Annotated in this window: 27 protein-coding genes; 5 read left to right on the forward strand and 22 right to left on the reverse strand. The window is 39.0% G+C overall.

The genetic code is table 11. From position 1 onward, the window contains the following. Positions 1–31 precede the first annotated feature (31 nt). The 4 genes from lepA to gpr form a co-directional block, all read right to left on the reverse strand. On the reverse strand, positions 32–1,861 hold the full coding sequence (lepA, locus tag NSU19_RS13520; RefSeq protein WP_311066342.1) for a translation elongation factor 4: 1,830 nt from the start codon (positions 1,859–1,861) through the stop codon (positions 32–34). Positions 1,862–2,045: 184 nt separating this feature from the next. Beyond that, positions 2,046–2,393 (reverse strand): DUF3679 domain-containing protein, encoded by a 348-nt coding sequence (locus tag NSU19_RS13525; RefSeq protein ID WP_063388020.1) that lies wholly within the window; start codon positions 2,391–2,393, stop codon positions 2,046–2,048. A gap of 23 nt (positions 2,394–2,416) precedes the next feature. Beyond that, entirely contained in the window at positions 2,417–3,586 is a 1,170-nt protein-coding gene (locus NSU19_RS13530) for a stage II sporulation protein P (protein WP_311066343.1), read from the reverse strand. A gap of 74 nt (positions 3,587–3,660) precedes the next feature. Next, on the reverse strand, positions 3,661–4,755 hold the full coding sequence (gene gpr, locus NSU19_RS13535) for a GPR endopeptidase (RefSeq protein ID WP_063388171.1): 1,095 nt from the start codon (positions 4,753–4,755) through the stop codon (positions 3,661–3,663). A 195-nt stretch (positions 4,756–4,950) separates the two neighbouring features. Here gpr and rpsT point away from each other — a divergent pair, with 195 nt between their 5' ends. Further along, complete coding sequence (gene rpsT / locus NSU19_RS13540; RefSeq protein WP_063388018.1) at positions 4,951–5,217, forward strand: 30S ribosomal protein S20; 267 nt, start codon at positions 4,951–4,953, stop codon at positions 5,215–5,217. A 15-nt stretch (positions 5,218–5,232) separates the two neighbouring features. Here rpsT and holA read toward each other — a convergent pair whose 3' ends face one another. Further along, positions 5,233–6,285 (reverse strand): DNA polymerase III subunit delta, encoded by a 1,053-nt coding sequence (gene holA, locus NSU19_RS13545; RefSeq protein WP_063388017.1) that lies wholly within the window; start codon positions 6,283–6,285, stop codon positions 5,233–5,235. A 288-nt stretch (positions 6,286–6,573) separates the two neighbouring features. Here holA and NSU19_RS13550 point away from each other — a divergent pair, with 288 nt between their 5' ends. Next, the gene (locus tag NSU19_RS13550; RefSeq protein WP_065095531.1) at positions 6,574–6,705 is read left to right on the forward strand and encodes a YqzM family protein; all 132 of its coding nucleotides are present in this window, start codon (positions 6,574–6,576) and stop codon (positions 6,703–6,705) included. 100 nt (positions 6,706–6,805) lie between these two features. On the opposite strand, the gene NSU19_RS13555 is transcribed toward NSU19_RS13550, so the two are convergent. From NSU19_RS13555 to NSU19_RS13565, 3 genes are read right to left on the reverse strand one after another with little or no spacing between them, the layout of a single operon-like run. Next, positions 6,806–9,115, reverse strand: coding sequence for a DNA internalization-related competence protein ComEC/Rec2 (locus NSU19_RS13555; RefSeq protein WP_339196879.1), 2,310 nt, complete (start codon positions 9,113–9,115; stop codon positions 6,806–6,808). Between the two features lie 25 nt (positions 9,116–9,140). Continuing rightward, positions 9,141–9,701 carry a ComE operon protein 2 gene (locus NSU19_RS13560; protein WP_063388016.1) on the reverse strand — a complete coding sequence of 187 codons (561 nt, stop codon included), beginning with the start codon at positions 9,699–9,701 and terminating at the stop codon, positions 9,141–9,143. A gap of 33 nt (positions 9,702–9,734) precedes the next feature. Then, positions 9,735–10,424 carry a helix-hairpin-helix domain-containing protein gene (locus tag NSU19_RS13565; RefSeq protein WP_339196882.1) on the reverse strand — a complete coding sequence of 230 codons (690 nt, stop codon included), beginning with the start codon at positions 10,422–10,424 and terminating at the stop codon, positions 9,735–9,737. Between the two features lie 95 nt (positions 10,425–10,519). On the opposite strand from NSU19_RS13565, the gene comER reads away from it, so the two are divergent. Further along, a complete protein-coding gene (gene comER, locus NSU19_RS13570; protein ID WP_066250551.1) occupies positions 10,520–11,344 on the forward strand; it encodes a late competence protein ComER in 825 nt (274 codons plus the stop codon). A 72-nt stretch (positions 11,345–11,416) separates the two neighbouring features. Here comER and NSU19_RS13575 read toward each other — a convergent pair whose 3' ends face one another. Genes NSU19_RS13575 through NSU19_RS13610 form a run of 8 tightly spaced genes read right to left on the reverse strand, consistent with a single transcriptional unit; the run spans position 11,417 to position 16,449 of the window. Further along, positions 11,417–12,166 carry a class I SAM-dependent methyltransferase gene (locus NSU19_RS13575; protein WP_339196885.1) on the reverse strand — a complete coding sequence of 250 codons (750 nt, stop codon included), beginning with the start codon at positions 12,164–12,166 and terminating at the stop codon, positions 11,417–11,419. Then, entirely contained in the window at positions 12,154–12,507 is a 354-nt protein-coding gene (rsfS, locus tag NSU19_RS13580; RefSeq protein WP_063388012.1) for a ribosome silencing factor, read from the reverse strand. The genes NSU19_RS13575 and rsfS overlap by 13 nt, the downstream gene beginning before the upstream one ends. Before the next feature lie 13 nt (positions 12,508–12,520). Next, the gene (gene yqeK, locus NSU19_RS13585; protein WP_339196888.1) at positions 12,521–13,081 is read right to left on the reverse strand and encodes a bis(5'-nucleosyl)-tetraphosphatase (symmetrical) YqeK; all 561 of its coding nucleotides are present in this window, start codon (positions 13,079–13,081) and stop codon (positions 12,521–12,523) included. Beyond that, positions 13,071–13,640 (reverse strand): nicotinate-nucleotide adenylyltransferase, encoded by a 570-nt coding sequence (locus NSU19_RS13590; protein WP_066250550.1) that lies wholly within the window; start codon positions 13,638–13,640, stop codon positions 13,071–13,073. Before NSU19_RS13590 ends, yqeK begins: the two co-directional genes overlap by 11 nt. 22 nt (positions 13,641–13,662) lie before the next feature. Next, the gene (gene yhbY / locus NSU19_RS13595) at positions 13,663–13,959 is read right to left on the reverse strand and encodes a ribosome assembly RNA-binding protein YhbY (RefSeq protein WP_063388009.1); all 297 of its coding nucleotides are present in this window, start codon (positions 13,957–13,959) and stop codon (positions 13,663–13,665) included. Continuing rightward, positions 13,956–14,801 carry a shikimate dehydrogenase gene (aroE, locus tag NSU19_RS13600; protein WP_327848035.1) on the reverse strand — a complete coding sequence of 282 codons (846 nt, stop codon included), beginning with the start codon at positions 14,799–14,801 and terminating at the stop codon, positions 13,956–13,958. Before aroE ends, yhbY begins: the two co-directional genes overlap by 4 nt. Before the next feature lie 26 nt (positions 14,802–14,827). Next, positions 14,828–15,928 carry a ribosome biogenesis GTPase YqeH gene (yqeH, locus tag NSU19_RS13605; RefSeq protein ID WP_339196891.1) on the reverse strand — a complete coding sequence of 367 codons (1,101 nt, stop codon included), beginning with the start codon at positions 15,926–15,928 and terminating at the stop codon, positions 14,828–14,830. Positions 15,929–15,933: 5 nt separating this feature from the next. Further along, complete coding sequence (locus tag NSU19_RS13610) at positions 15,934–16,449, reverse strand: YqeG family HAD IIIA-type phosphatase (protein WP_063388006.1); 516 nt, start codon at positions 16,447–16,449, stop codon at positions 15,934–15,936. A gap of 317 nt (positions 16,450–16,766) precedes the next feature. On the opposite strand from NSU19_RS13610, the gene NSU19_RS13615 reads away from it, so the two are divergent. Continuing rightward, positions 16,767–16,907, forward strand: a complete 141-nt coding sequence (locus NSU19_RS13615) for a sporulation histidine kinase inhibitor Sda (protein ID WP_063388169.1) — start codon at positions 16,767–16,769, stop codon at positions 16,905–16,907. Between the two features lie 277 nt (positions 16,908–17,184). Then, on the forward strand, positions 17,185–17,904 hold the full coding sequence (gene sigK, locus NSU19_RS13620; protein ID WP_063388005.1) for an RNA polymerase sporulation sigma factor SigK: 720 nt from the start codon (positions 17,185–17,187) through the stop codon (positions 17,902–17,904). A 460-nt stretch (positions 17,905–18,364) separates the two neighbouring features. Here the strand turns inward: sigK and NSU19_RS13625 are convergent, their stop codons facing one another. The 6 genes from NSU19_RS13625 to NSU19_RS13650 all read right to left on the reverse strand — a co-directional run bounded on the left by NSU19_RS13625 (position 18,365) and on the right by NSU19_RS13650 (position 23,986). Then, positions 18,365–18,598 (reverse strand): YrhC family protein, encoded by a 234-nt coding sequence (locus tag NSU19_RS13625; protein ID WP_063388004.1) that lies wholly within the window; start codon positions 18,596–18,598, stop codon positions 18,365–18,367. A 90-nt stretch (positions 18,599–18,688) separates the two neighbouring features. Further along, positions 18,689–19,384 (reverse strand): 5'-methylthioadenosine/S-adenosylhomocysteine nucleosidase, encoded by a 696-nt coding sequence (mtnN, locus tag NSU19_RS13630; RefSeq protein ID WP_063388168.1) that lies wholly within the window; start codon positions 19,382–19,384, stop codon positions 18,689–18,691. Positions 19,385–19,493: 109 nt separating this feature from the next. After that, positions 19,494–20,162, reverse strand: a complete 669-nt coding sequence (locus NSU19_RS13635; RefSeq protein ID WP_339196895.1) for a DUF1510 family protein — start codon at positions 20,160–20,162, stop codon at positions 19,494–19,496. Between the two features lie 53 nt (positions 20,163–20,215). Beyond that, on the reverse strand, positions 20,216–21,973 hold the full coding sequence (locus NSU19_RS13640; RefSeq protein WP_144596741.1) for a penicillin-binding protein 2: 1,758 nt from the start codon (positions 21,971–21,973) through the stop codon (positions 20,216–20,218). 69 nt (positions 21,974–22,042) lie between these two features. Then, positions 22,043–22,519, reverse strand: a complete 477-nt coding sequence (gene greA, locus NSU19_RS13645; RefSeq protein WP_063388001.1) for a transcription elongation factor GreA — start codon at positions 22,517–22,519, stop codon at positions 22,043–22,045. Positions 22,520–22,714: 195 nt separating this feature from the next. Next, the gene (locus tag NSU19_RS13650) at positions 22,715–23,986 is read right to left on the reverse strand and encodes a U32 family peptidase (RefSeq protein ID WP_066250540.1); all 1,272 of its coding nucleotides are present in this window, start codon (positions 23,984–23,986) and stop codon (positions 22,715–22,717) included. Positions 23,987–24,007 lie beyond the last annotated feature (21 nt).

Genomic DNA, 24,007 nt, shown 5'->3' on the forward strand with positions numbered 1-24,007 from the left:
GCCGCAGCAATGGCTGCGGCACTCGTCAACATCATTTTTGGTTTTCATCCATTTTCAGCACAGCCATGAAGGCTTCTTGCGGCACTTCGACAGAGCCGACTTGTTTCATTCGTTTTTTTCCTTCTTTTTGTTTTTCAAGAAGCTTCCGTTTACGCGACACATCTCCACCGTAACATTTTGACAACACATTTTTACGTAAAGCTTTAATCGTTGAACGTGCGATGACCTTGTTTCCAATTGCAGCCTGAACAGGAACTTCAAATTGCTGCCTTGGAATAAGCTCTTTTAATTTTTCAACGATAGCTTTGCCGCGTTCATAGGCGCTGTCACGATGAACAATGAAGGATAAAGCATCGATTTTCTCCCCGTTTAAAAGAATATCCATTTTCACAAGTTTTGAAGGTTTGTAGCCAATGAGTTCGTAGTCAAACGATGCATACCCTTTTGTGCTTGATTTCAACTGATCAAAAAAATCATAAACGATTTCCGAAAGGGGGATTTCATAAACAATATTGACTCTCGTTTCATCCAAATATTGCATATCTATGAATTGGCCGCGTTTTCCTTGGCAAAGCTCCATCACCGCACCAACATAGTCGTTTGGAGCCATAATCCCGGCTTTCACATAAGGCTCTTCTATTCGGTCAATTTTTTGCGGATCCGGCATGTTCGAAGGGTTATCAACTTGAACCATGCTGCCGTCTGTTAAATAAACATGATAAATAACGCTAGGCGCCGTCGTAATTAAATCAATATGAAATTCCCTTTCAATTCTCTCTTGGATGATTTCCATATGCAGCAGACCTAAAAAGCCGCAGCGAAATCCAAAGCCCAGCGCTTGCGATGTTTCAGGTTCAAATTGCAATGCGGAGTCATTCAGCTGCAATTTTTCAAGAGCATCACGTAAATCGTTGTATTTTGCCGTATCTATTGGATACATCCCGCAAAAGACCATCGGATTTAATTTTCGGTACCCCGGCAGAGGCTCGGCAGCCGGATTGACAGCGCTAGTGATCGTATCACCAACTCGTGTGTCACTGACATTTTTAATGGAAGCCGTTAAATAACCGACGTCGCCAACCGTGAGCTCCTGTACAGGATGCGCTTTTGGCTTGAAAACACCGACTTCCGTTACTTCAAATTCTTTCCCCGTCGCCATCATTTTTATACGGTCTCCGACTTTTACCGTACCATCAAAAATGCGTATATAAGCAACAACTCCACGGTATGCATCATACAGAGAATCAAATATAAGCGCTTTGAGCGGTGCGTCTGGGTCACCTTGCGGAGCTGGGACTTTTTGAACAATTTGTTCTAAAATTTCTTCGATGCCGATTCCTGCTTTTGCTGATGCCAACACAGCCTCAGAAGAATCAAGCCCAATCACGTCTTCAATTTCTTGTCGCACTCGTTCAGGCTCAGCGCTCGGCAAGTCAATCTTATTAATAACAGGCAAAATTTCTAAGTCGTTGTCAATCGCTAAATAGACGTTCGCCAGCGTTTGCGCTTCGATCCCTTGCGCCGCATCCACAACTAAAATGGCGCCTTCACAGGCAGCCAAGCTTCTCGAAACCTCATACGTAAAATCAACATGTCCAGGGGTATCAATTAAATGAAAAATATATTCATTCCCGTCTTTCGCTTTATATGATAACTGAACCGCATTCAGTTTAATTGTTATACCTCTTTCGCGTTCAAGATCCATCGAATCGAGCAGCTGCTCTTTCATTTCCCTTTGGGTAACAGCAGCTGTTTTTTCCAGAATCCGGTCAGCTAGTGTTGATTTCCCGTGATCTATATGAGCAATGATGGAAAAATTGCGAATTCTCTTCTGGCGTTCTAATTTTTCTTCCCTTTTCATATTTTTGTCACCACTCCTACTAGCCAACTACACTAGCTTTGATTATATCAGTAGAAAATTGGAGATTCAATGAAAATTTATTCTGTGATTGAATACGCAAAACAGGGATCAGAATGACTGTCTGAACCCTGTTTTGAAATAGACTAGACCTGCGGATTGCTTCAAGTCTTTCTTTTAAATTTGTTTAGGTGTATGCTTCAATCAGCTCCAATATTCCTTCAATGATCGCTGACGTTCCTTTTTGCACTAGATTCGCAAGCGATTTTCCAATTTGAGAGAAGAAATTGAATGCCTCTATTTTTTCAAGTTGCTCCTGCTTTTTTTGTAAATCGTGGCTTGTCACTTGATTTCCCAAAATCGTGGCTTCCAGTTTTCCGTCGTCCTTTTGCTTTAGTTGAACGGCTTCGACTGTCTCTTCCGTCTCATAGCCTCTCATTTGTTGAATGCCATGGCTCGCTTGCTGTATGCCAATTATTACTCCTAAAAACATAATGAAGGTTAGAAGCAGACTTTTGGCCATAAACTTCGCCATCAAACATTCCTCCTTTCAAGCCGTCACTCGTTTTGAACGCTCCCGCTCACCTTTTCTGCCTGCCAATAATATTCGCTAAATATGTTTGCAACAGCTTCGACAGTTCTGCTGAGTTCTTCCATGTTATTATCAACTCCCCCGAACTCAATCAGCAGCGAATTCTCTGATAAGTCTTGATTGTAAACGCCGTTAACTCCTTCGCCTTTTTTGGAAAACACACCACGGCTTAAGCCCGGATATTTCTTTTCAAACAATTTGTGCAAATTTTGTGCAATTTTTTTATTTTTATCAGCATTTGGATTATTCCCGCCAATCACAAATGCAATTTTGGCATAACTCTTTCCATTAATCGTAATGGTTGTTTTATCCCTTTTTTGTGAATCACGGTGGATGTCGAAAATGTATTGAAGATCTCGATTCGTTGCCAATGCTTCTTGAACAACAGGTCTTGATGCATCATATGATTTGTAATATTTCCATTTTTTCTCATTTAATACAGTTTGAAAATTCGTTTTGTCCACAACCGCTCCTATTCCTCTTTCTTCAAGCTCCTGTCCAAACTTTTCTCCGACTAATGTGACATTCGCCTTTGAATGAAAAGGAGATTTTGCCCCATTTAATAAAGGATAATAAGATTCGGTCGTGTGAGTATGATAAATAAATACGACTTTTTTTCCATTTGTTGTTAAGTTAGGAGACTGTTTTGGCTTTTCCTCGCCTTCCACATCTTCAAGCTTGTCAATCGAAGCTTCCCTTTCCTCTAAAAGCACTTCTGTCGGGGGAGCGGATTCAATCGGCATGTTCGTATAATTCGTCCCTTCTCCAGCCACAATGATGTCGCCATCGAACAAAGTAAACCCTGGAAGCTCCCTTCCGAGCAAGCTGCGCGGATCATCAGGATTTATGCTTGTCGTTAATTGAAAAAGGACGGAAGAAACTGAAAAATCCGGTTTACTTTCTTCTAATCCTTGAGAAAAATAATGGTTTTCAAAGTTTAATAAATGAAGAAACATTCTGCCGTTTATATTTCCCGTGATTTCATGAATAGAACTAGAGGCGGGACGATATTCAATCTTAATCGACGTCAAAAGCCCTGTAATGAAAAACATAAAAATGATTAAAAAAAATCCCGCTAAGATGATTTTTTTTAAGCTTGTCCTATCAACTGTTACGACCATTCTGCGATGCTTCATGAAAATCCTCCTCCAAGGCTTGTCTACAAAATATGTATGACAGCACTTGGAGGAATAGAACTTTTACTTTGTTTTTAATGTGTGTAAGCCCCGGTATTTTCTTCATTCACCGCGGAATGGAGCGCCATGTTTAAACCGCTCGCAAGCACATTCGCCATATCTTCAATAAACATATCTACTTCTTTCGGTGTTACCATTAAATTATGTCCAAGTGGACTCAGCACTTCATGAATCAGCATTCTCTTTTCATTTTCTTCCAGGGTACCGATTATCCCTAAAAACTGCTTTCTCTCTTTTTCCTCAGGCAAATCTTCATCCGTCAGCTTCTTTTTTTCAGCAAAGCTAAACCAAGACGGAGCCAACGCATTTTTTGGGCGATTTCCTTCCCGCATTTCTCTGCCGAGATGCTTTAATATAAAATCAATCGTATCACTAGTTATCGTTACAGCATCAACTACTGTCGGAATTCCGATTGATATAACCGGAACGCCTATCGTGTCCACACTCAATTCTTTTCTTTTGTTTCCTACGCCGGATCCAGGATGGATGCCGGAATCGGCAATTTGTATTGTGCTGTTTACACGCTCTATTGATCTTGCAGCTAATGCATCAACGGCAATAATGAAGTCAGGTTTTGATTGTTTTACAACTCCCGTTATAATATCAGATGTTTCAATTCCCGTTAGCCCCATCACTCCTGGTGCAAGGGCGCTGACAGGTCGATAGCCTTCTTTGACGTTTTCTGGTTCAAGCTGAAACAAATGTCTTGTGACCAATAAATTTTCACATGTTAAAGGGCCTAAAGCATCTGGAGTGACATTCCAATTGCCAAGACCGACCACTAAGCAGCTTGCATCTTTAGAAATTTGCAGCTGTTCCAAAAAAGAACTGAAATGCTTTGCAAACATTTTGATTACTTTTTCCTGCAGTTCGGTATCTTTATTGCGGATTCCCTGCACTTCCAGCGTTAAATATTTGCCTTTCTTTTTGCCGATTGTCTCAGCACCTTTATCCGTAATGTCCATATGGACAATTTTCATACCGTCTTCCTCTTCTTCTTGAACGATGACCCCTTCCATTTCTTTCTTTTTTTCAAGGGCCAAATCTCTCGCTTCAAGCGCCAAATCCGTTCTGATTGAATATTTGCTTAAATCAAGCGCATTGTTCATCATTGTCACCCCAAGTTCATTTTTATCTATTTTTTCCAAAGTCATTTCATTTCATCCCATTTCTTAGCTTCAAAGGGGGATTTCATTTACATTAGTATTGCAAAAGAAAAAACCGTTTGATAGAATAACTTTTGTTCTATATCCAAAAAAGAATGCGGCAGCTTTGATTTTATATAGTCAGTAGGAGGTGAAACAATGGCTAACATTAAATCCGCTATTAAACGAATGAAAACAAATGAAACACGCCGTGCCCGCAATACATCAATGAAATCGGCTATGCGTACAGCAATTAAAAAGTTTGAAGCGTACGTTGTAAATAAAGATGTTGAACAAGCAAAAGAAGCGTTTAAAGTAGCTGCGAAAAAAATTGATAAAGCTGCTTCCAAAGGAATCATTCATAAAAATGCAGCCGCTCGTTTCAAATCACGCTTAGCTAAAAAATTAAACAGCTTATCAGCATAAAAATAAAAGCAATCATCAAGCTTTTATCCCGCTTGTTGATTGCTTTTTTTCTTGCTGAAACAGCTTCAGCAGCAAAAACTCTAACGCTAATTGTCTATCTTTTTTTCCTGTTTTTATTTCAAAATCTGTCTCCGCAAGAGCTTTTATGATGCTCTGCAATTCACTGGCAGAAAACTGCTTCTCCTGTTTTAAAGCCAGCTTAATGCGAAACGGATGAACCTTTAAGGATGACGCCATCCGATCCTGTCCGTAACCGGATTTCGAAAGCTGCTTCACTTGATATAATAGACGGAATTGTTGTGTAAGGAGGCTTAAAATTTTAATCGGTTCTTCGTTTATTTTTAACAAATCATAAAAAATTTTAAAGGCTTCTTCTGTTTTCTTTTTGACGACGGCATCAATTAAATCAAAAACATTTTGTTCAAGCGAGCGTGCAACGAGCTGCTTGACCATTTCTGCAGTCAACTTATTTCCGCTTCCAACATATGCACATAATTTTTCCATCTCTTTATCTATGATCATTAAGTTGCCAGATGTTTTTTCCATAAGCTCATCGATCGCTTCTTTTTCCATCGCCACATTTTCTGCTTCCGCTTTTTCCTTTATCCATTTGACTGTTTCCTCTTCTGAAAAGGAATTCATTTCAACTACTGTTGCCGCTTTCTTTATTTGTTTTGTCAGCTTTTTTCTTTCATCAATTTTTTCATGTGGAAGCAAAAAGACAAAAACAGTAAACGGGGCAGGATTTTCTACATATTGTTCAAGTTTTTTAAGATTATGCTCCACTTTTTCTTTTTTCTTTTCGCTCGTCAAAAAATAAGGATTTTTCACAACAACCATCCTGCGTTCACCTAAAAACGGCATCGTTTCCCCATCTTCAACAGCCGTTTCTATATTTGTTTCTTCCATATCATAGACGGAATAATTAAATTCCCGTTCGTCTTCACTAATTGCCTCGGTTAACAATTTGCGAATTGTTTCATTTAATAAAAATGATTCTTTTCCATAAAATAAATAAAGAGACTGAAATTGTTTCTTTTTAAATGAATTCCATAAATCGACAATCATCTTAAGATTCCCCTAAAAAATGAAGTGTGCTTCATTCATCATATATGGAAAAAAATTTTTTCGCAACACTTCAACATAATGGAGAATTGGCAGCGAAGCCAATCCTCCGATTTATATGAACGTTTTTTGTAAGCCCCGGGACACTTACAAAAAAACGATTACCCATTCATATATTCTCCCTTTCGAAAAAGAATATAGTTGTTAATCGTTAACATGAATCATTTTTAAGAATGTAGATTTTTTTGCTGAAATCGCTTATACTACTTATGACGATGAGGAGGGGTATAGATGAACGAATTTGAACAAAATGTAAGCAAACGTAATGATGCTGTTGATTCTGCCGTCGGTTTTATTGTTTCTTTTGGCTTTTTTGCCACATTGTTTATCATTGCAACAGCGATTAAATTGATCGGCTCGTAAAGAGAGAGGCTGCAAACGGCAGTCTCTTTCTTTTTGCTCCTTGTACAATCCGGACCCAGCCGTCCAATCATCTCTCCATTTTCAAGCTGTCAAAACTGCCCTATTTTGTTAATGTATCGTATGGCGGGTAGAATAAAAAGGTTCCTTGAGACTTTCGATATTTGTATTGGACAGCACCCATTTGATCTGTACGAAAAATGGATACGTTTTGTTTTTTTAATCGATTCAATACTTCTTGATGAGGATGTCCGAAACGATTGTTTCTTCCTGCTGAAATGACCCCGATCTTCGGATCAATTGTTTGTAAAAATATATCGCTAGTCGAAGTTCTGCTTCCATGATGCCCGATTTTGACCACATCCGCAGTCATTTTTGGATATTGTTTAATCATGTGCCGCTCTCCGCTTTCTTCAAGATCACCGGTAAACAGCCAGCGCAACCCGCCTATTTTTGCCATTAGGACGAGAGAATCATTATTTTTAGAATCCGATTTTGTGAAAGGAGAGAGAACGTGGAAAGCTGTTCTGCCTGTGATCCGATCTCCTGCTTCTAATTCAAATATTTCAATTCCTCGATTTTTCGCTTCTTTTACTATTTGCTTTTCAAGCTCTTCTCTGGAAAAATATTTTGGAATAACCAATTTGTTTACTCGAAATTGTTTGATTAAGGTTAATGACTCGCCGATATGGTCATAGTCTCCATGAGTTAAAAACAAAATTTCAATTTCCTCTACCCCTTTCGACTGAAAATAAGGGATCAGGACGTCCAATGCGATGGAAAACGGTTTTTTTCGCATCTGCCAGCTTTCTTTTTCAAATACAGCCATTCCTCCTGTATCAATTAAATAACTGTTACCTAAGCCGGGCTCTCTAATAAAAATGCTGTCTCCTTGTCCGACATCAAGAACTGTTACTTCTCCCGGCATGGTCATTTTCCCTGCTATCAAAAGCAATGCAGTGAGCAAACCGCTGCATAATATCGGTTTTCCCCATTTTGCCATCGGCTTATGTTCCATTTGAAAGAAAAGGCTGATAAAAATGATATATTGCAACAGAAATAAAAAAACAGACGGTTTGCCAGTTGTTATCGTGAAAAAAGGCAAATCACCGAAAAATAATGCTGTTTTGGACGACAAAGTAAAAGAAGTGTGAAGAAGGGAAACAAATATTGAACCGATGGAAGAAGAAATTACGGTTAAAATGAGAGTGATCATGGTAAGCGGCAGCAAAAAGAACGTGTATAGCGGCACAAACATAATATTCATGATAAAGCTCAATAGAGAAAATTGATAAAAATAGTAGCATATAATCGGCAGTGAAGCAGTTTGGGCAACAAATGAAACTGCTGCCAACAATTGCAATGAATTCCTGCATTTTTGAAAGATTTGTCTTGATAAAATTAGCGAAAATGTGACTGCGTAAGAAAGCTGAAATCCAAGATGAAAAACTTCATACGGGTCAAGAAATGTCATGAGAAGAAAGCTGAATGAGATTGAATCAGAAAGGGGCATATTTTGTTTAAAAAGTGTTCCTCCCATGATCAGCGCTGCCATAAGAGAGGCGCGGACGACAGGCGGAGCTCCTCCTGTTAACAATGCATAAAAGGGGAGGAAGCAAATCAAAATCATAATGGTTTGTTCTTTTGAAATGCCCAGCCGCAAAAGGAAGAAGTAAAGTGAGGCGATTAATATGCTTACGTGAAGACCTGAAATCGAAAGAATATGAACAATCCCTAGCTTTCGATAAGCGGCAAGATCTTCTTCTGGAATATTGTTCTGATAGCCTACCGTCAAAGCAAGGACGAAGCCGGCTGTTTTTTCTGGAAATTTATGATGAATCCATTCAATCATTTTTTGCCGGTAATTTTCCAAATGATCTTTCCATGACGGCTTATATGTACAATGCCCGATTTTGTCGAGCTTATACAGCCAGTGGATTTGCTGAAAATACAAATAGCGCTTATAATTAAACGCATTTTCATTTGTGTTATTTTTCGGTTTTTCAAGCTTTCCTGAAAAATTGCATATATCACCTGGCCGTATATTATTTGTACTTTTCATCTCTTGTTTTGTTTTCAATGTATAACGGGCCGTCAGCTTTTCTCCCTGATTCGTCTCGACCGCAAATGTCATCAGATCCCCGTCGATTTCAGGAGAGGAGATTACCTTTCCTTTTGCTGATAACATGCCTTCGTGATAATTTGTTTTATTTTGTTGATCATACCAATGAAAATATGGAAGCATGAACAAAAACGAGCAAGCAACGATGAAAGCTAATTTCCTTTTATGTTGAAGCCATAAGAAAAAAAGAAGTGCAGCAAAAATGAAAAAAGGAAGAAGGGAAGGAAAAGAGGTAGCGGAAACAATCGCCAACAATGCGGAAATCGCGACATATGCCCACTGGCCTCTCAAAAAAATAACCTCCTTTTCGATTAGATCAGCCGAAAAGTTGACGGGCTTGTTCATTCCATTTTTTCAAGTCCGTTTCTGATACGCCGAGATGTTTTAAAGCATTTAAAAGCTGCTCAACATATTCGCGCTTTTCTTCATTTTTTAAATCCAAAGTCGTTTCATCGAATGCGACTTTTTCTATATGAACACCTGCTTGTTCAAATAATTCCATTGCATATGGATGATTTTTGTAATCTTTTGCATAATATACACTTTGAATACCCGCTTGAATAATCGCTTTTGTGCAAGCTAAGCATGGAAAATGCGTGACGTAAATTTCCGCTCCTGCTGTTGCCACTCCAAATTTGGCGCATTGCAATATCGCATTCATCTCCGCATGGATCGTTCGAACACAATGGTTATCAATCACATAGCAGCCTTCATCAATACAGTGGACTCCTCCTGCGATCGAGCCGTTATATCCCCCCGCAATAATCCGTTTATCGCGGACAATCGTAGCACCGACAGCAAGTCTTGTACATGTGCTTCTCAGCGCAAGCAAATGGCTTTGCGCCATGAAATAATGATTCCAAGAAATTCGATCCACTTTTACCCCTCCGAATTTTGTAAACATTCTTTTTCAGTTTATCGACAAGTCTTCATGTTCGTCAACGCTAATCTCATTTTTGATCTTTTCAAACGTTTTTTCTCCTATACCGGTAACCTCCAGTAAATCCTCTTCTTTTTGAAACGGCCCGTTTTCTTCACGGTGTGCGATAATTGCTTCCGCTTTTGCAGGGCCGATTCCCGTTAATTTTTGCAGCTCTTCCTTTGTCGCCGTATTAATATTGATTTTTTCTTTCTCTTGCGGTCTTTGTGAAGCATCAGCATTTGCGCCGCTTTCATCGATAAGAGCATTTTCGTCAATTTTTTCGCCTAGCTTTGGCACATAAACAACCATACCGTCTGTTAGCTTTCTGGCAAGATTCACACGATTTCTGTCTGCCTGGTCATTCATTCCTCCAGCTTTTTCGATTGCTTCAAACACCCTGCTGGATGACGGCAATTCATAAACACCAGGCTTACGAACTGCCCCCTTTACATCAATATAAATCATCGTCGTCTGTTCGTTACGGTGCTCATTCTCTTCTTCGTCATCATCTTCTCTGCTTTTTTGCATCGGCGTTCGTTCATCCGTTTCCAGCAATGGTTCATCGGAAACTTCGATCTCGTTTGAATCACGCCAGTTGTTGATGATAAAAAACAAAATGGCAGCGAAAATGATTAACAAAAAAACCCCATACTTTTTTATAAAAAGGAAATGGTTCATGCACATGAATTCCCCTTTCTAAATATTCATTCATAAAATAAGGCAGCAGAACATATCGTGTAGGAGAACAATGTTAAAAAAAGGAGGGGTGAAAAGTGAAAATAGGGTTTATAGGAACCGGCAATATGGGGCGTATTCTCATTGAAGCTTTTTGCGAGGCAAAAGTATCAACACCCTCATCGTTGTTTATAACGAATAGAACGATTCAAAAGGCATATGCCATCAAACGGAAATATCCTGAAATACATGTTTGTACATCAAGTATAGAGGTCGTTCATCAAAGCGATTTCATATTTCTATGCGTTAAGCCTTTAGATATACACCCCCTTTTAAAGGAACTGAAAACTGGTTTACAAGGACATCAATGTTTAATTTCCATTACGAGCCCGATTTCAGTCGAGCAAATCGAATCGGCTGTTCCATGCCAAGTAGCCCGAGTCATACCAAGCATAACAAACAGGGCTAAAGCGGGAGCTGCTTTGCTGACATTTGGAAATAGATGCAGCGAACATACAAGAAATATCATTCTTTCCATGTTTGAAAAAATATCAAAGCCAATCTTAATAGAAAATAACATTACCCGTGTTGCATCTGATATCGTCAGCTGCGGACCGGCTTTTTTCAGCTTTTTGCTACAAAAATTTATTGAAGCTGCTGCGGCGGAAACAGACATTTCAAAAGAGGATGCGGTTCAATTAGCAAACGAGATGATGATCGGCATAGGCAAGCTGCTTGAAAGCGGGTATTACACGCTTCCGACATTGCAGGAAAAAGTGCACGTAAAAGGGGGAGTTACCGGAGAGGGGATTAAAGTGCTTGAAAATGAACTAGGCGACATGTTTCATCATTTATTTCAAAGCACCCATGCAAAATTTGATGAAGATTTACAAAAAGTGAGGCATCAATTTGACAATGAATAATATTCTGCAGGGCTCATGAAAATTCCTGCTAAAATGAAAAAAACCATCGAAAAAAAATTACATTCGATGGTTTCAACTTTTTTTCGCAATATAAAATATTCGTTCCGCCTGCTCGATGTCCGGGCTTTGAAAAATTCCATCCGTTATGTCAACGATCGTAAAGCCGCACTTTTCCAACATATGTCGGTACTCAGAAATTGAAAAAGTTCTTTGATAATGGTCTTCATCCAACCGTACATAATCCGTTCCATTGTTCACAAAGAAGGTTAATTCATGAATGACACTGTTTGGATATTCACCGTCAAAGCATTTCCAAATATAGCTGACATCCTCATCATTATCAGCGAATACAGCATGTTTAAATATTTTCTCCATTTTATGAACAGAATGGGCATCAAACAGAAATAAGCCGTTTCGGTTCAAGTGGTCGTATACGGCTTGAAACGTTTTGACCACATCCTCTTCCTTCAGCAAGTAGTTGATGGAATCGCAATTTAATAACACCGCATCAAAAGGCTTGTAGCCTTTAAGCTCCCTCATATCTTGTTCAATAAAGAGCGCATCAAACCCTTTTTTCATCATCTTTTCCTGGGCAACGGCGAGCATTTCTCCGGAGAGATCGACACCTGTTAGCTCATACCCAAGCTCAGCCATCCTATACGATATTTCTCCTGTTCCACAAGCTAAATCTAGCACCCGGCTCCCGCCGTTTCCATATCGTTGAATCGCTTGATGCAAAAATTGCGCCCATTCATCATAAGGAACATCTTTCATTAATCGGTCGTACACAGATGCAAAATGCTTATAAATCAAGCTAACCACTCGCTCACTTCTTCGCGCGGAGCATCTCCCCATAATTTTTCTAAATTATAATAGCTTCTTTCATCCCTATGGAAAACATGAGCAACGACATCTCCTAAATCAATGAGAACCCATTTTGCCTCGTCAAACCCTTCGAGACGCTTGACGGGAATTCCGTTTTCCTCTGCTTTCTCTTTCATTTCTCTGGCAATTGCTTGCACATTTTTTTCGTTATTCGCATGGCATATCATAAAATAATCAGCTATTAGAGAGATTCCTTGCATGTTTAATACTACGATATCTTCTGCTTTTTTATCGCTGCCTGCTTTAACAGTTAAAGCTAGAATATCACGCGAATTCATCCACTTCACTCCTTCAATTTTTCATTACGAGCGCATTATAAGTTTTAAACGTTTCAGGGTAAATCGGCTGCTTTTTCTTCATTAAAAATGCAATCGTATTGGATATCGACTGAACGAGCGCTTCATTTAAATCTTTTTGTGCCAATTCCCTGACTTCATCGACTCCGGGGAAGCTTCTACCCGGTTCAATATAATCAGCTAAATAAATCACTTTTTCAAGAAGAGTCATGTTTTCTCTTCCGGATGTATGGTAGCGGATCGCATCTAAAATTTCTTTATCAGAAATGCCGACTTCCTTCTCGACTAAATAGGCGCCAACAGGTGCATGCCAAAGTTCTGTATTATATTCCAGCAAGTCCTTCGGCATATTTTGTTCAATAATAATTTTTCTCATTTCATCTTTTGGCCGAAATTTGGCATAATCATGAAAAATAGCTGCTAATTCTGTCTTTTTCACATCGGCGCCGTACCGCTTTGCCAAACTGATGGCTGTCTCCATTACGCCTAAAGTATGTTGATAACGCTGTTTCGTTATCGCCTTTTCCACAACTGCTAACGCTTTTTCACGTTCCATATAATCGATTCTCCCCTATATATTGAATAACTTTTTTGGGCAGAAGATAGTCCACCGCTTGTCCGTTTTTCAATCGCTCTCTGATCATTGTAGAGGAAACATCAAACTGAGGAACTTCCACCTCTTTTACGAAAAATGTGCTCTCATTCGAGTATCCGTTACGTTTCACGCCGACAAATTGCACCATATCCATCAATTCCTCTATTCGATGCCAATGAGGCAAATTTTCAATCATATCTGATCCAATAATAAAATAAAATTCTTCGTTTGGATATCTTTCTTTCAATATTTTCACTGTGTCATACGTAAAAGACGGACCCTCTCTTTCAAGTTCAATTAATTGGACTTGAAAAAATGGATTTCCTTCAATTGCTCTTTTCAGCATATTTACCCGGTGGTGTGTTTCTGTCACCGGCTCCTTTTGTTTATGGGGTGGAATATTGTTCGGCATAAACCATATTTTGTCCAGATTAAGAGAATGAAGAACCTCATTGGCCATTAATAAATGTCCGTTATGGGGCGGGTCAAATGTCCCCCCAAAAATTCCGATTTTACCCAATTTTTCCGCACCATCCGTTCGTTTATTCAGGCAAAATGATTTGTTTTTTTTCTTTTGATTCTTTATATAAAACAATGACATTTCCGATGATTTGGACGAGATGGGCATTTGTCCCATCAACAAGTGCTTGAGCAACTGCTGCTTTGTCTTCATCACAATTTTTCAGCACGTTCACTTTTATGAGCTCTCTTGCTTCTAAACAATCGTTCACCTGCTGAAGCAAATTTGAATTTACTCCGCCCTTTCCAATTTGGAAAATCGGGTTCAGATGATGTGCAAGAGAGCGTAAAAAACGTTTTTGTTTTCCAGTTAAAGTCATGATTTTCCTCCTAATTTTTCATATACGAGCTTTTTCATTCGACTGACATCAGGTTCCACATTCGTCCATATTTGAAACGCACATGCCCCTTGATAAACAAACATTCCTACTCCGTCAACAGCTTTAAGGCCCAGCTTTTCAGCCTCTTTTAATAACATCGTTTTCAGCGGATTATAAATGATATCAGCAACGACAGTTCCGCCGTGAACGCGTCCGGTTAATTCAATCGGCTTTTCTTCGATATTTGGCTTCATCCCGATGGATGTCGTTTGAATGATGACATCATATTCATTGGACGTTTGATCGAGTTGTTGGAATGAATAAACGTTTCCTTTTGTCTCATAGCTGCAGTTTTCCTTTAACAGATGAGCCCGCTCTGCTGTTCTGTTTACAATATCAATGAACGCAAAGCCTTCTTTCGCCAGCGTTGTATAGATCGCCCGAGCGGCTCCGCCCGCCCCGATCAGCAGCACTTTTAAATCTCGGGGATTGGTATTGTCAATATGCTCTTTCAATGACAGGTAAAATCCGTATCCGTCTGTGTTAAAACCGATTAATCTCCCGTCTTCGTTTTTTACTGTATTTACCGCGTGAAGCAATTGAGCCGATTCATCCAATTCATCAAGAAAAGGAATGATTGACACTTTATGTGGAACCGTTACATTAAACCCCTTTATGCCAAGAGCCTTCATCCCTTTTACCGCTTGTTCAAGCTCTTCCCCTTTTACTTGAAATGCGTGATAGCGGGCATTCATATTTAAGTAATCGAAAGCATCGTTATGAATGAGAGGGGAAAGCGAATGACCGATCGGGTCGCCTATTACTCCGTAAACTTGCTCCATTTGAAATCCTCTCCACCTTTTTGTTTTTATATTAATGAATGACGGACGCCCACATGTACATCTTTAGGTGCATAAGCAACGACTCTTTTCGGTCCATCGTGGATCGTTACCCATCCAAGACCTGAAAACACGATATCTTTCTTTTTTCCATTTATAGTGAATTCGTGCGGGACAAGTTCTGGAAAGGATTCGACTGCTTCTTTACTAGGAGGGGTTAAAAGCTCCCCTAAATGTGTTGCATATAAATGATCCGCCTTCTCCAGTTTTGTTCGATGAATGTCAATGCTGTTCGGAATATAGCACACAATGGAGGAACGTCCTCCCTTTATATAATCCAGTCTTGCCAATCCGCCGAAGTATAAAGTTTGCCTTTCATTTAACTGGAACACTCTAGGCTTAATTTCTTTTTTCAGCGATAGAAGCTTTAGGTCGCGCTTATCAATAAAGTGCGCCATCTGATGATCATTGATAATGCCTGGTGTATCGTATAAAACTGCGCCGTCATCTAACGGAATTTCAATTAGATTGAGCGTTGTGCCGGGATAATGGGAAGTTGTAATGATATCCCCTTCTCCCGTAACCTCCTTCAAGATTCGATTAATAAAAGTTGATTTCCCAACATTTGTACATCCAACAACATACACGTTTTCTCCGTTGCGATAATGATCTATTTGCTCTGCCGCTTCTTTAATGCCATGTCCCTTTTCTGAGCTGATTAAAAGCACATCCAATGGCGTTAATCCATACTCTTTTGCTTCTCTCTTCATCCAACGAATAACCTTTTCTTTTTTCACCGATTTTGGAAGGAGATCTGCTTTATTGCCGATTAAAATGACTGGATTGTAGCCGATAAAACGCTGTATGCCGTTGATCCAGCTTCCGTTAAAATCAAAAATGTCGACAACCTTCACAACAAGAGCTTTCGTATTGCCAATGCCGTGCAAAATTTTTAAAAAGTCCTCATTTGTTAACGAGACATCTTGAATTTCGTTATAATGTTTCAGCCGAAAACACCTTTGGCAGATCGGCTGTTCTTTCTCAAGAGCAGCTTTTGGAGCATATCCAATTTCAGATGGATCTTCCGTTTGAATTTTTACTCCGCACCCGACGCAAACCTTCTCATCCAAACTCATCACTCCTCCCAATGCAGCATGCCTTTCTGTTTTAACAATTTTAAAATTTTCCTTTCAATTTTCCTGTTGATCCGGGTCCAAAAGCCGTCAGTAGACGATACAGGCACAACTAAAATCGTATGAAAACCGCAGAGATTCCCTCCGAGAACATCTGTCAGCAGCTGGTCGCCGATCACAACAACTTCTTCTTTTTTCAGCCCCATCTGCTCAGCCGCTTTTTTAAACGCTTTTGCACGGGGTTTTCCCGCTTTCGAAATGAACGGAATATTCAGCGGTTCAGAAAACGAACGGACGCGTTTTTCGTTATTATTTGAAACAATTGTCACTTTAATCCCGTTCTGTTCCATCATTTCAAACCAATTTTTCAATTTCGGAGTTGCGTTCGGCCTGTCCCATTCTACTAAAGTATTATCTAAATCGGTAATAATACCTTTTATACCTTTTTCCTTTAAAAAATGAGGATAAATATGAAAAACGCTTTTCGCATATTCTCCGGGCAAAAACCTTTTCAGCAAATTGAACACCTCTTAATTCAATAAATAGACTACTGTTAAACTATTTTTCATCATACCGAATTTCGAGTTTACTTTCAAAACAATATTGTTTTCACAAAAAAAATTCGACAATTTTTTAACATATTCAACAGCTGTGGATAATTTTATACACAATATCCACCTATTCATATCAATCTTTAGTAAAGTATATAAACAAACTACCCACAGCTTTTCCACCGAAGGCTGTGGATAACAGAACGGTTGTTCTCTATTAAAAAACATGGTAAATTTATGGTAATAAATAAAGGAGGTGCTTTCTCCATAACATGATCGCTTCTATGAAAAATTTATCGGACGAATTTTTAATTGAATCTTACTATAAAGCAACCGAAATGAGGCTTAGCAAAGAATTCATCGAATTAATAGAATTGGAAATAAAGCGCCGCTCGCTCTCTCACTTATTAAAAGCATCGTCTTAGCGGTGTCTTTTTTTTTGCTTAAAAACCTACCCCCGGCGCATGGCTGCATGTTCCACAGCCGCTAAACTCCTTTAACAGATAATCGTTGATGTCAATCCACAATGACTTAATACCTTTCAACTGATGATCTCCGATACCAATCCATTTTTCTTCACTGTCTCATTATAACTAAAACTCAGCTGTTTTCCATACTCTTTCCCCTTTTTCATGAAGGACATACAAGGACAAAGCCGCAATCACATACAATTTAATAATACGTAATGCGGGGGTGAAAAACATGTCTGGAATTTTGACTGCACTAAGCTATTTTATAAAAGAATTGGTTTTTCTCGTTTCATATGTAAAAAACAATGCTTTCCCTCAACCGCTTTCCCCAAATGAAGAAAAAAAATATCTCCGCCTGATGGCCGAAGGAAATGACGAAGCAAGAAATATATTAATTGAACATAATTTGCGCCTTGTCGCTCATATTGTCAAAAAATTTGAAAATACAGGTGAAGACTCGGAAGATCTCATATCCATCGGCACAATTGGTTTAATTAAAGCGATTGAAAGCTATTCCGAAAACAAAGGGACAAAGCTTGCTACATATGCCGCAAGATGCATTGAAAATGAAATTTTAATGCATCTCCGTTCCTTAAAAAAAACAAAAAAAGATGTTTCCCTACACGATCCTATTGGCCAAGATAAAGAAGGAAACGAAATCAGTTTAATAGATGTGCTAAAATCAGAAAATGAAGATATTATCGACACGATTCAATTGAATATGGAGCTGGAAAAAATTAAGAAATATTTATCGATTCTAGACGAAAGAGAAAAAGAAGTCATTATCGGGCGGTTTGGATTGAATACGCAGCAGGAAAAAACGCAGCGTGAAATTGCAAAAGAGCTCGGCATTTCGAGAAGTTATGTTTCCAGAATCGAAAAAAGGGCACTTATGAAAATGTTTCATGAGTTTTACCGAAATGAAAAAGAAAAAAAGATGTCAAAAGAATAAAAGGAAAAGCATTTTCAACGAGATTTTGTGCGAAATTTGCGAGAGTTCCTGAATGATTTACTCGCGTATATCTGCAAAATTCATTTTAAAGTGGCTTTCCGATATGTGACATCCCATAAAACTCAAAATTAACCTTGCTACAGGTTTTCCAGCGCATTGGCGCAAATCGAGATATAAAAACGAATCTCAAAATTGACCGATTAATAAAAATCGCAGAAAGCGAATCCGCTGTTTGACGTAAAATGGTGGTAACATGATTTGACAGGATGCGAACGTTACGGTTGAGAGCCCATTACAACTGCTTTCAATCTGTAAAAAGGCAGCCTTTATTGCAGCGCTAGTTGCTGTTTTCATATGAAACAGAGCAATGCCGCCTTCATTCACCTAATGTTTTATCAAAAAAGAGGGGCTCAAAAGAGTCAGCTATACTGACTTTTTGGAGCCCTTTTTCAAGAAATGATTAAGATTGCAACTTATCAAGCTTTTTTTGATATTTCGATGACAATTTAAAAAATAGAATAGAGCTGGCTAACATCATCGTTGAAGTTCCGATTAGCATTATTTCTTGTATATTGGTCCGAGGTGAATGATTAGGAATCCATATTCCGATGTATAAAAAGGTTCCGACAGCTAGCAGAACGAGAGCAAAATGTTTATAGTCTTCTATTAATTCTTTTAATTTTTTCTCCTCCATGATATCACCTAATCGAATTAGTTATTCTATATTATAAAAGAATAACATATCGATTCGGGCTAATAGGCTTGTAATAGTTTCCATTTACATTCAACTTAGTTCTTCAATCATTTTCAGAACCAATTCCGATGAATTGAAAGCCGCTTTGTCTAAAAATTGTTCAAAGGAAATGTTCGACTCTTTTCCGGCGATATCTGAGAGCGCCCGGATGATGACAAAAGGCGTTTGAAATTTGTAGCACACTTGCGCGACAGCAGCAGCTTCCATCTCAACAGCGTACAAATGGCTGAATTTAGACCGGACAAAAGCTACTTTATCGGGGTCGTTCATAAAAGAATCCCCCGTTGCGATCGCCCCTTTTACCGTCTGAATTCCTGAAATGTCTTTTGCTTTTCTTTCAGCGATTTCAATCAGTTTTTCATCGGCCTTAAAGGATGGAGGAAGTCCTGGAACTTGACCATATTCATACCCAAAAGCCGTCACATCTACATCATGATGGCGAACCTCTGTGGATATGACAACATCCCCTACGTTTAAAGACTCATGAAATCCTCCGGCGGAGCCGGTATTGATCACATAATCCGGCTGATATCGCTCCAGCAGCAAAGTTGTGCTTACGGCTGCATTCACTTTTCCAATTCCTGATTTTAATAAAATCGTATCAGTTTGATTGTATTTCCCAATCATAAAACTGCAGCCTGCAATCTCCTCTTCTTTTGTACAATCCAATTTCTCGCGCAGGATGCGAACTTCTTCTTCCATTGCACCAATGATTGCAATTTTCATATTCCAACATTCCTTTCTATCATGAATAGCTATAAAAATCATAAAAAAAGATCCCTCAAGTGTTTGACAGTCAGCTTTTTACACATGAGGGTCTTTTTTGTTTTTCAGTCTATTTTAATACTTCAACTCTAGTCGGTTTCCAGCCCTCTCCGTCTATCCATGTAATGGATACTCTATATTTTTTTCCGTCTGCTTTGTTTTGAATCGTTCCTTTCGCATCATTCGGGCTTCCGTTATTGCCGATCCAAAGGGTCTGCATATTTTCAAGAGAAACACCTGTTGCATAGCTTAATGCTTTCTCCATTTCCTTCCAATCTACAGATGACTTTTTATAAGTCGTAACGTGCTCACCTGTCTGGACTGTTCCGATCGGTTTCCAATTTGGATTTTCAATGATTTGTTCAACATCGGAACCTGCTTCTCCTTCAGTTACTGTTGCACCTTCAAAAGGATCATCGCTCGATTCCTTTTCTTTATTTGCTGATTGTGTATTTTCGTCCTCTTCCTCCTTAATTTCATTACTTTCATTCTGTTCAGCTGCTTTTTCTTCTTCCCGCTGATCGTTAGATTGTTCAGCTGTCTCTTCTTCGATATTTTTAGATGAGCTTGATTGCTCTTTTTGTTGTTCACTGTTGGAATTCGCTTGTTCAGTACCGCCTCCCAAAAAAAGCTGAGAAGCAATAACGAGGATGAGTAAGGCGACAATTCCAATTAAAATATTTAAAATCAAATTCGTTTTTCGTTTTTTATCCCGAATTTCATAACGAGAACCCGCCATTCCCCGTCAACTCCTTTGTTTCTCCAATCTTTGAGTTATTATTTTAACATACTTTATTCTTCATTAACATTATAAATCTGTTCAACCATTTCGTAAAAAACATCATTTGTCTTTGCTCTACCGCTCGTTTTGTTCATATCAACAACAACTAAGGCATATTTCGGATGTTCCGCAGGAAAAAAACCGGCAAACCATTTATGATATAATTTTTTTCCATTGTCGTTCAATGTTCCCGTTTCGGCAGTGCCTGATTTGCCGGCTACTTTAACAGGCAAGCTTTGAAACGCTCTGCCGGTTCCATCAGGATGAGCGACTACTTGAAGCAGGAGATCCGTTAATTTTGATGATGTTGCAGGGGAAATTTTTTCTCCTTTCATCAAATGGTTCTTGAATGTATACATCGTTTCTCCGTTTTTATATAAAATTTTATCCACGACTTTCACTTCTCTTTTTTCTCCTCCGCGAGCAATTGTAGCCATCATATTCGCGACAGCTAGAGGAGTAACCTTTACATTTTTTTGTCCGATGGAGGTTTGTGCGATGGCCTTTGCTGACTTTTTGTCGCTGTCATCTCCCCAAATCGTTCCTCTTTGCTCCCTTGGAAATTGTTTAAATTGATCGTAATGGTATACTTTTCCCGACCAGCCTGAGAAGCTGAGAAGGCCAAGCTTTTCTGCGTATTCTTCAATTATATTGCTCTTTTTTTGTATTAATTCCTGACCTATCGTAGCAAACGCATAATTGCAGCTTTTCGCAAAGCTTTCTTCAAACGTAAGCGTTCCAGCCCGCTTTTCTTCCTCTTTTTCTGTTTGGCCGTAGACATTCCGGTCACAATTAAATGTTCTTTCCGGTTTGATCATGTTTGTGTCGATCGCTGCTGCAGCGATAACGGTTTTAAAAACAGAACCAGGAAACATTGCCGAAAGCATTTTATTTTCATATGTTTTTGGATCATTCCGGTCCAGATCCGGTTTGGAGGCCATTGCAACTACTTCGCTGTTTTCAATGTCTAACAGAACGAGGCCGCCTTCATTTATTTGATGTTTTGTTAAAATTTGTTCAGCTTTTTCTTGCAAATGTTTGTCAATCGTTGTTTGAACGGCAATTGGGTAAAATGGATTGGAATCGGCAATATATTTTACATTGACGCCGAAAAGAGGCCTGCCGAGACCATCAACATGATATAAAAGTCTTGACGCATCTTCCGGCTGCAAAAATTCATCAAACGCCTCCTCCAGTCCAGTCACGCCTACTTCAGGACTTAATGACGTGATCTCTTTGTCAGGGTATCTTTTTTTCCATTCTGTTTCATTTTCGCTTGTCATCCCAATAAGATGGGAAGCAATATTGTCTGATTGCTCTGTTTTCATAAAGATGCCGAATACTCCCGGAATTTTTAACTTATTGATGGCTTTTATATCCTGTTCATCAAGTTGAAATCCTTTTTCTTTATTCAACAAAATAGGTTCATTTTTCGTTCCTTTCAATAATTGTTCGATTTCATCCTTGCGAACAGAAATGGCTGCCGCCAATTGATCGATCGGCCATTGATAATTTTTCAGAAATGGAAATAAAACGAGCGTAGGCAAATATGTTTCGTTCAAAGGTTTATTTTCACGATCAATAAATCGACCCCGCCCATCATCTATAATTACTTCTTGTGTCCTCTGTTTGACGCTTTCTTTCATCAAATTGACATCTTGTTCTGAAAATGACTCGGTTTCAAGCAGTTGAATTTGCGCAAGTCTATATATGAGAACACCCATTAACAAAATGATGAAGACGCCTATATATTTTATTCGCTTATTCATAAAAAAACACCTCGTCTTATATTTTCGACGAGGTGCGCACATCTTAAACTATATTAAAGGCTATCAACATTAATCAACACGTACAATTTTGACTGTCATATCGCCGCCAGGCGTCTGAACTACAACTTCTTCCCCTACTTGACGGCCGAGCAGGCTTTTAGCCATCGGAGAATCATTGGAAATTTTCCCTTCGAAAGGATCTGCTTCTGCACTTCCGACAATTGTATAAGTTTCTTCTTCTCCATCAGGCAATTCAATAAACGTAACAGATTTTCCAAGTGAAACAGTTGTTTTATTTTCTGTGTCTTCTTCAATAATTTTCGCATTGCGAATCATATTTTCGAGCGTTGTAATGCGTCCTTCTACAAAAGCTTGCTCTTCTTTTGCTGAATCATATTCAGAGTTTTCTGATAGGTCGCCAAATGATCTTGCCACTTTTATTCGTTCTACAACTTCTTTTCGCTTTACCGTTTTTAAATACTCAAGTTCTTGTTCAAGTTTTTCTTTCCCAGCTTTCGTCATAGGAAATACCTTTTCTTCCGCCATAATAGTCCTCCTTTTCTTTATATCCCCCTAATGGTTCCTAAAAAATGAAAGAACTTTTCTGCCGTTCTTTCGACAGAAAAGAATCTTTTATAACATAGTTATAGAAGGAAATATTTATCTATGATATGTTATTACAAAATAATCGGCAGTTCAAGAAACGTTTTGCTTTTTTATAAAAAAATCCAGATTCTTCCCCTATCTTGTCTCTTTTCTCATCATATTATACGGATATAGCGGATGCTCGCACTTGAAGCGGATTATTTGCAAAGGATGTCTTGCTGCATCCAATTCATTTCCATCTTCATCCCAAATTTTATCGATGACAATGCGAAAATTGTCAATTTGCGGACCGAAAAATTCTACTTCGTCACCGGGTCTGAAATGGTTTCTTTGCTGCAATGTCACCATTTTCGTTTCTGGATTCCAGTCAAGCACAAGCCCGACAAAGTCGTATGCTGTTTTTTTGCTGTGAGTGCCAAATAATTGCTCTTGATAACCAGGCACTCCTTCAAAAAAGGCAGGAGCCGTTTCTCTGTTCGCGCATTTATCCAATTCTTCCAGCCATTCCTGTTTCATGACAAAATGATCGGGATCGGCGCAGTATGCATCAATGACTTTGCGATATACACTGACAACAGTTGCAACATAGTGAATGGATTTCATGCGGCCTTCAATTTTCAAGCTGTCGATCCCCATTTCAATCATTTTCGGAATCGACTCAACCAATTTTAAGTCTTTAGCGCTCATTGCAAATGGAGAGTCTTGCTCATCAAACATAGGCACTTCTTTGCCTTTATAATATTCATATAAATCATAATCCCACCGGCAGGACTGACAGCATCCTCCTCTGTTTGAATCTCGCGCTGTCATATGATTGCTTAATGTGCAGCGGCCTGAATAGGCAATGCACATCGCACCGTGAATAAACGTTTCGATTTCAATATCTACTTTTTCTTTTATTTCTCTAATTTCTTCAGCGCTCGTTTCCCGTGCTAGAACGACCCGCTCCAAACCTTCCTCCTTCCAAAATTGGACAGCTTTCCAATTCGAAAGGGATTGCTGAGTGCTTAAGTGGACTTCCAATTTTGGAGCTACCTTTCTGCACGTTTCAATAATGAGGGGATCTGCGACAATGACCCCTGCCACTCCCGCGTCTTCTAGCGCTTTTAAATATTGATCGAGTCCAGGAATGTTTTCATTATGTGCATAAATGTTTGTCGTCACATATATTTTTGCCCCGTACTGATTAGCAAATTGAACTCCTTCTTTAATTTCCTCAATGGAGAAATTATCGGCATTGGAACGCAAGCCGTACTCTTGTCCGCCAATGAAGACGGCGTCAGCACCGTACATGACGGCGATTTTTAATTTCTCCAAATTTCCGGCAGGTGCAAGAAGTTCAGGTTTTTTCGTTATGACCCTTTTACCGTTGATAATTGTTGAAATTTTATCTTTCACAACCGGCATGCGAACTCCTCCTTTAACGTT

The organism is Aeribacillus sp. FSL k6-2211 (genome assembly GCF_037966125.1).
Taxonomy (GTDB): domain Bacteria; phylum Bacillota; class Bacilli; order Bacillales; family Aeribacillaceae; genus Aeribacillus; species Aeribacillus composti.

Excerpts from the sequence above, each read along its gene's own strand:
- lepA (WP_311066342.1), bottom strand. The coding sequence starts at position 1,861 with ATGAAAAGGGAAGAAAAATTAGAACGCCAGAAGAGAATTCGCAATTTT.
- NSU19_RS13525 (WP_063388020.1), bottom strand. The coding sequence starts at position 2,393 with ATGGCGAAGTTTATGGCCAAAAGTCTGCTTCTAACCTTCATTATGTTT.
- NSU19_RS13530 (WP_311066343.1), bottom strand. The coding sequence starts at position 3,586 with ATGAAGCATCGCAGAATGGTCGTAACAGTTGATAGGACAAGCTTAAAA.
- gpr (WP_063388171.1), bottom strand. The coding sequence starts at position 4,755 with ATGAACAATGCGCTTGATTTAAGCAAATATTCAATCAGAACGGATTTG.
- rpsT (WP_063388018.1), top strand. The coding sequence starts at position 4,951 with ATGGCTAACATTAAATCCGCTATTAAACGAATGAAAACAAATGAAACA.
- holA (WP_063388017.1), bottom strand. The coding sequence starts at position 6,285 with ATGATTGTCGATTTATGGAATTCATTTAAAAAGAAACAATTTCAGTCT.
- NSU19_RS13550 (WP_065095531.1), top strand. The coding sequence starts at position 6,574 with ATGAACGAATTTGAACAAAATGTAAGCAAACGTAATGATGCTGTTGAT.
- NSU19_RS13565 (WP_339196882.1), bottom strand. The coding sequence starts at position 10,424 with ATGAACCATTTCCTTTTTATAAAAAAGTATGGGGTTTTTTTGTTAATC.
- rsfS (WP_063388012.1), bottom strand. The coding sequence starts at position 12,507 with ATGAATTCGCGTGATATTCTAGCTTTAACTGTTAAAGCAGGCAGCGAT.
- yqeK (WP_339196888.1), bottom strand. The coding sequence starts at position 13,081 with ATGGAACGTGAAAAAGCGTTAGCAGTTGTGGAAAAGGCGATAACGAAA.
- yhbY (WP_063388009.1), bottom strand. The coding sequence starts at position 13,959 with ATGACTTTAACTGGAAAACAAAAACGTTTTTTACGCTCTCTTGCACAT.
- aroE (WP_327848035.1), bottom strand. The coding sequence starts at position 14,801 with ATGGAGCAAGTTTACGGAGTAATAGGCGACCCGATCGGTCATTCGCTT.
- NSU19_RS13615 (WP_063388169.1), top strand. The coding sequence starts at position 16,767 with ATGAAAAATTTATCGGACGAATTTTTAATTGAATCTTACTATAAAGCA.
- sigK (WP_063388005.1), top strand. The coding sequence starts at position 17,185 with ATGTCTGGAATTTTGACTGCACTAAGCTATTTTATAAAAGAATTGGTT.
- NSU19_RS13625 (WP_063388004.1), bottom strand. The coding sequence starts at position 18,598 with ATGGAGGAGAAAAAATTAAAAGAATTAATAGAAGACTATAAACATTTT.
- mtnN (WP_063388168.1), bottom strand. The coding sequence starts at position 19,384 with ATGAAAATTGCAATCATTGGTGCAATGGAAGAAGAAGTTCGCATCCTG.
- NSU19_RS13635 (WP_339196895.1), bottom strand. The coding sequence starts at position 20,162 with ATGGCGGGTTCTCGTTATGAAATTCGGGATAAAAAACGAAAAACGAAT.
- NSU19_RS13640 (WP_144596741.1), bottom strand. The coding sequence starts at position 21,973 with ATGAATAAGCGAATAAAATATATAGGCGTCTTCATCATTTTGTTAATG.
- greA (WP_063388001.1), bottom strand. The coding sequence starts at position 22,519 with ATGGCGGAAGAAAAGGTATTTCCTATGACGAAAGCTGGGAAAGAAAAA.
- NSU19_RS13650 (WP_066250540.1), bottom strand. The coding sequence starts at position 23,986 with ATGCCGGTTGTGAAAGATAAAATTTCAACAATTATCAACGGTAAAAGG.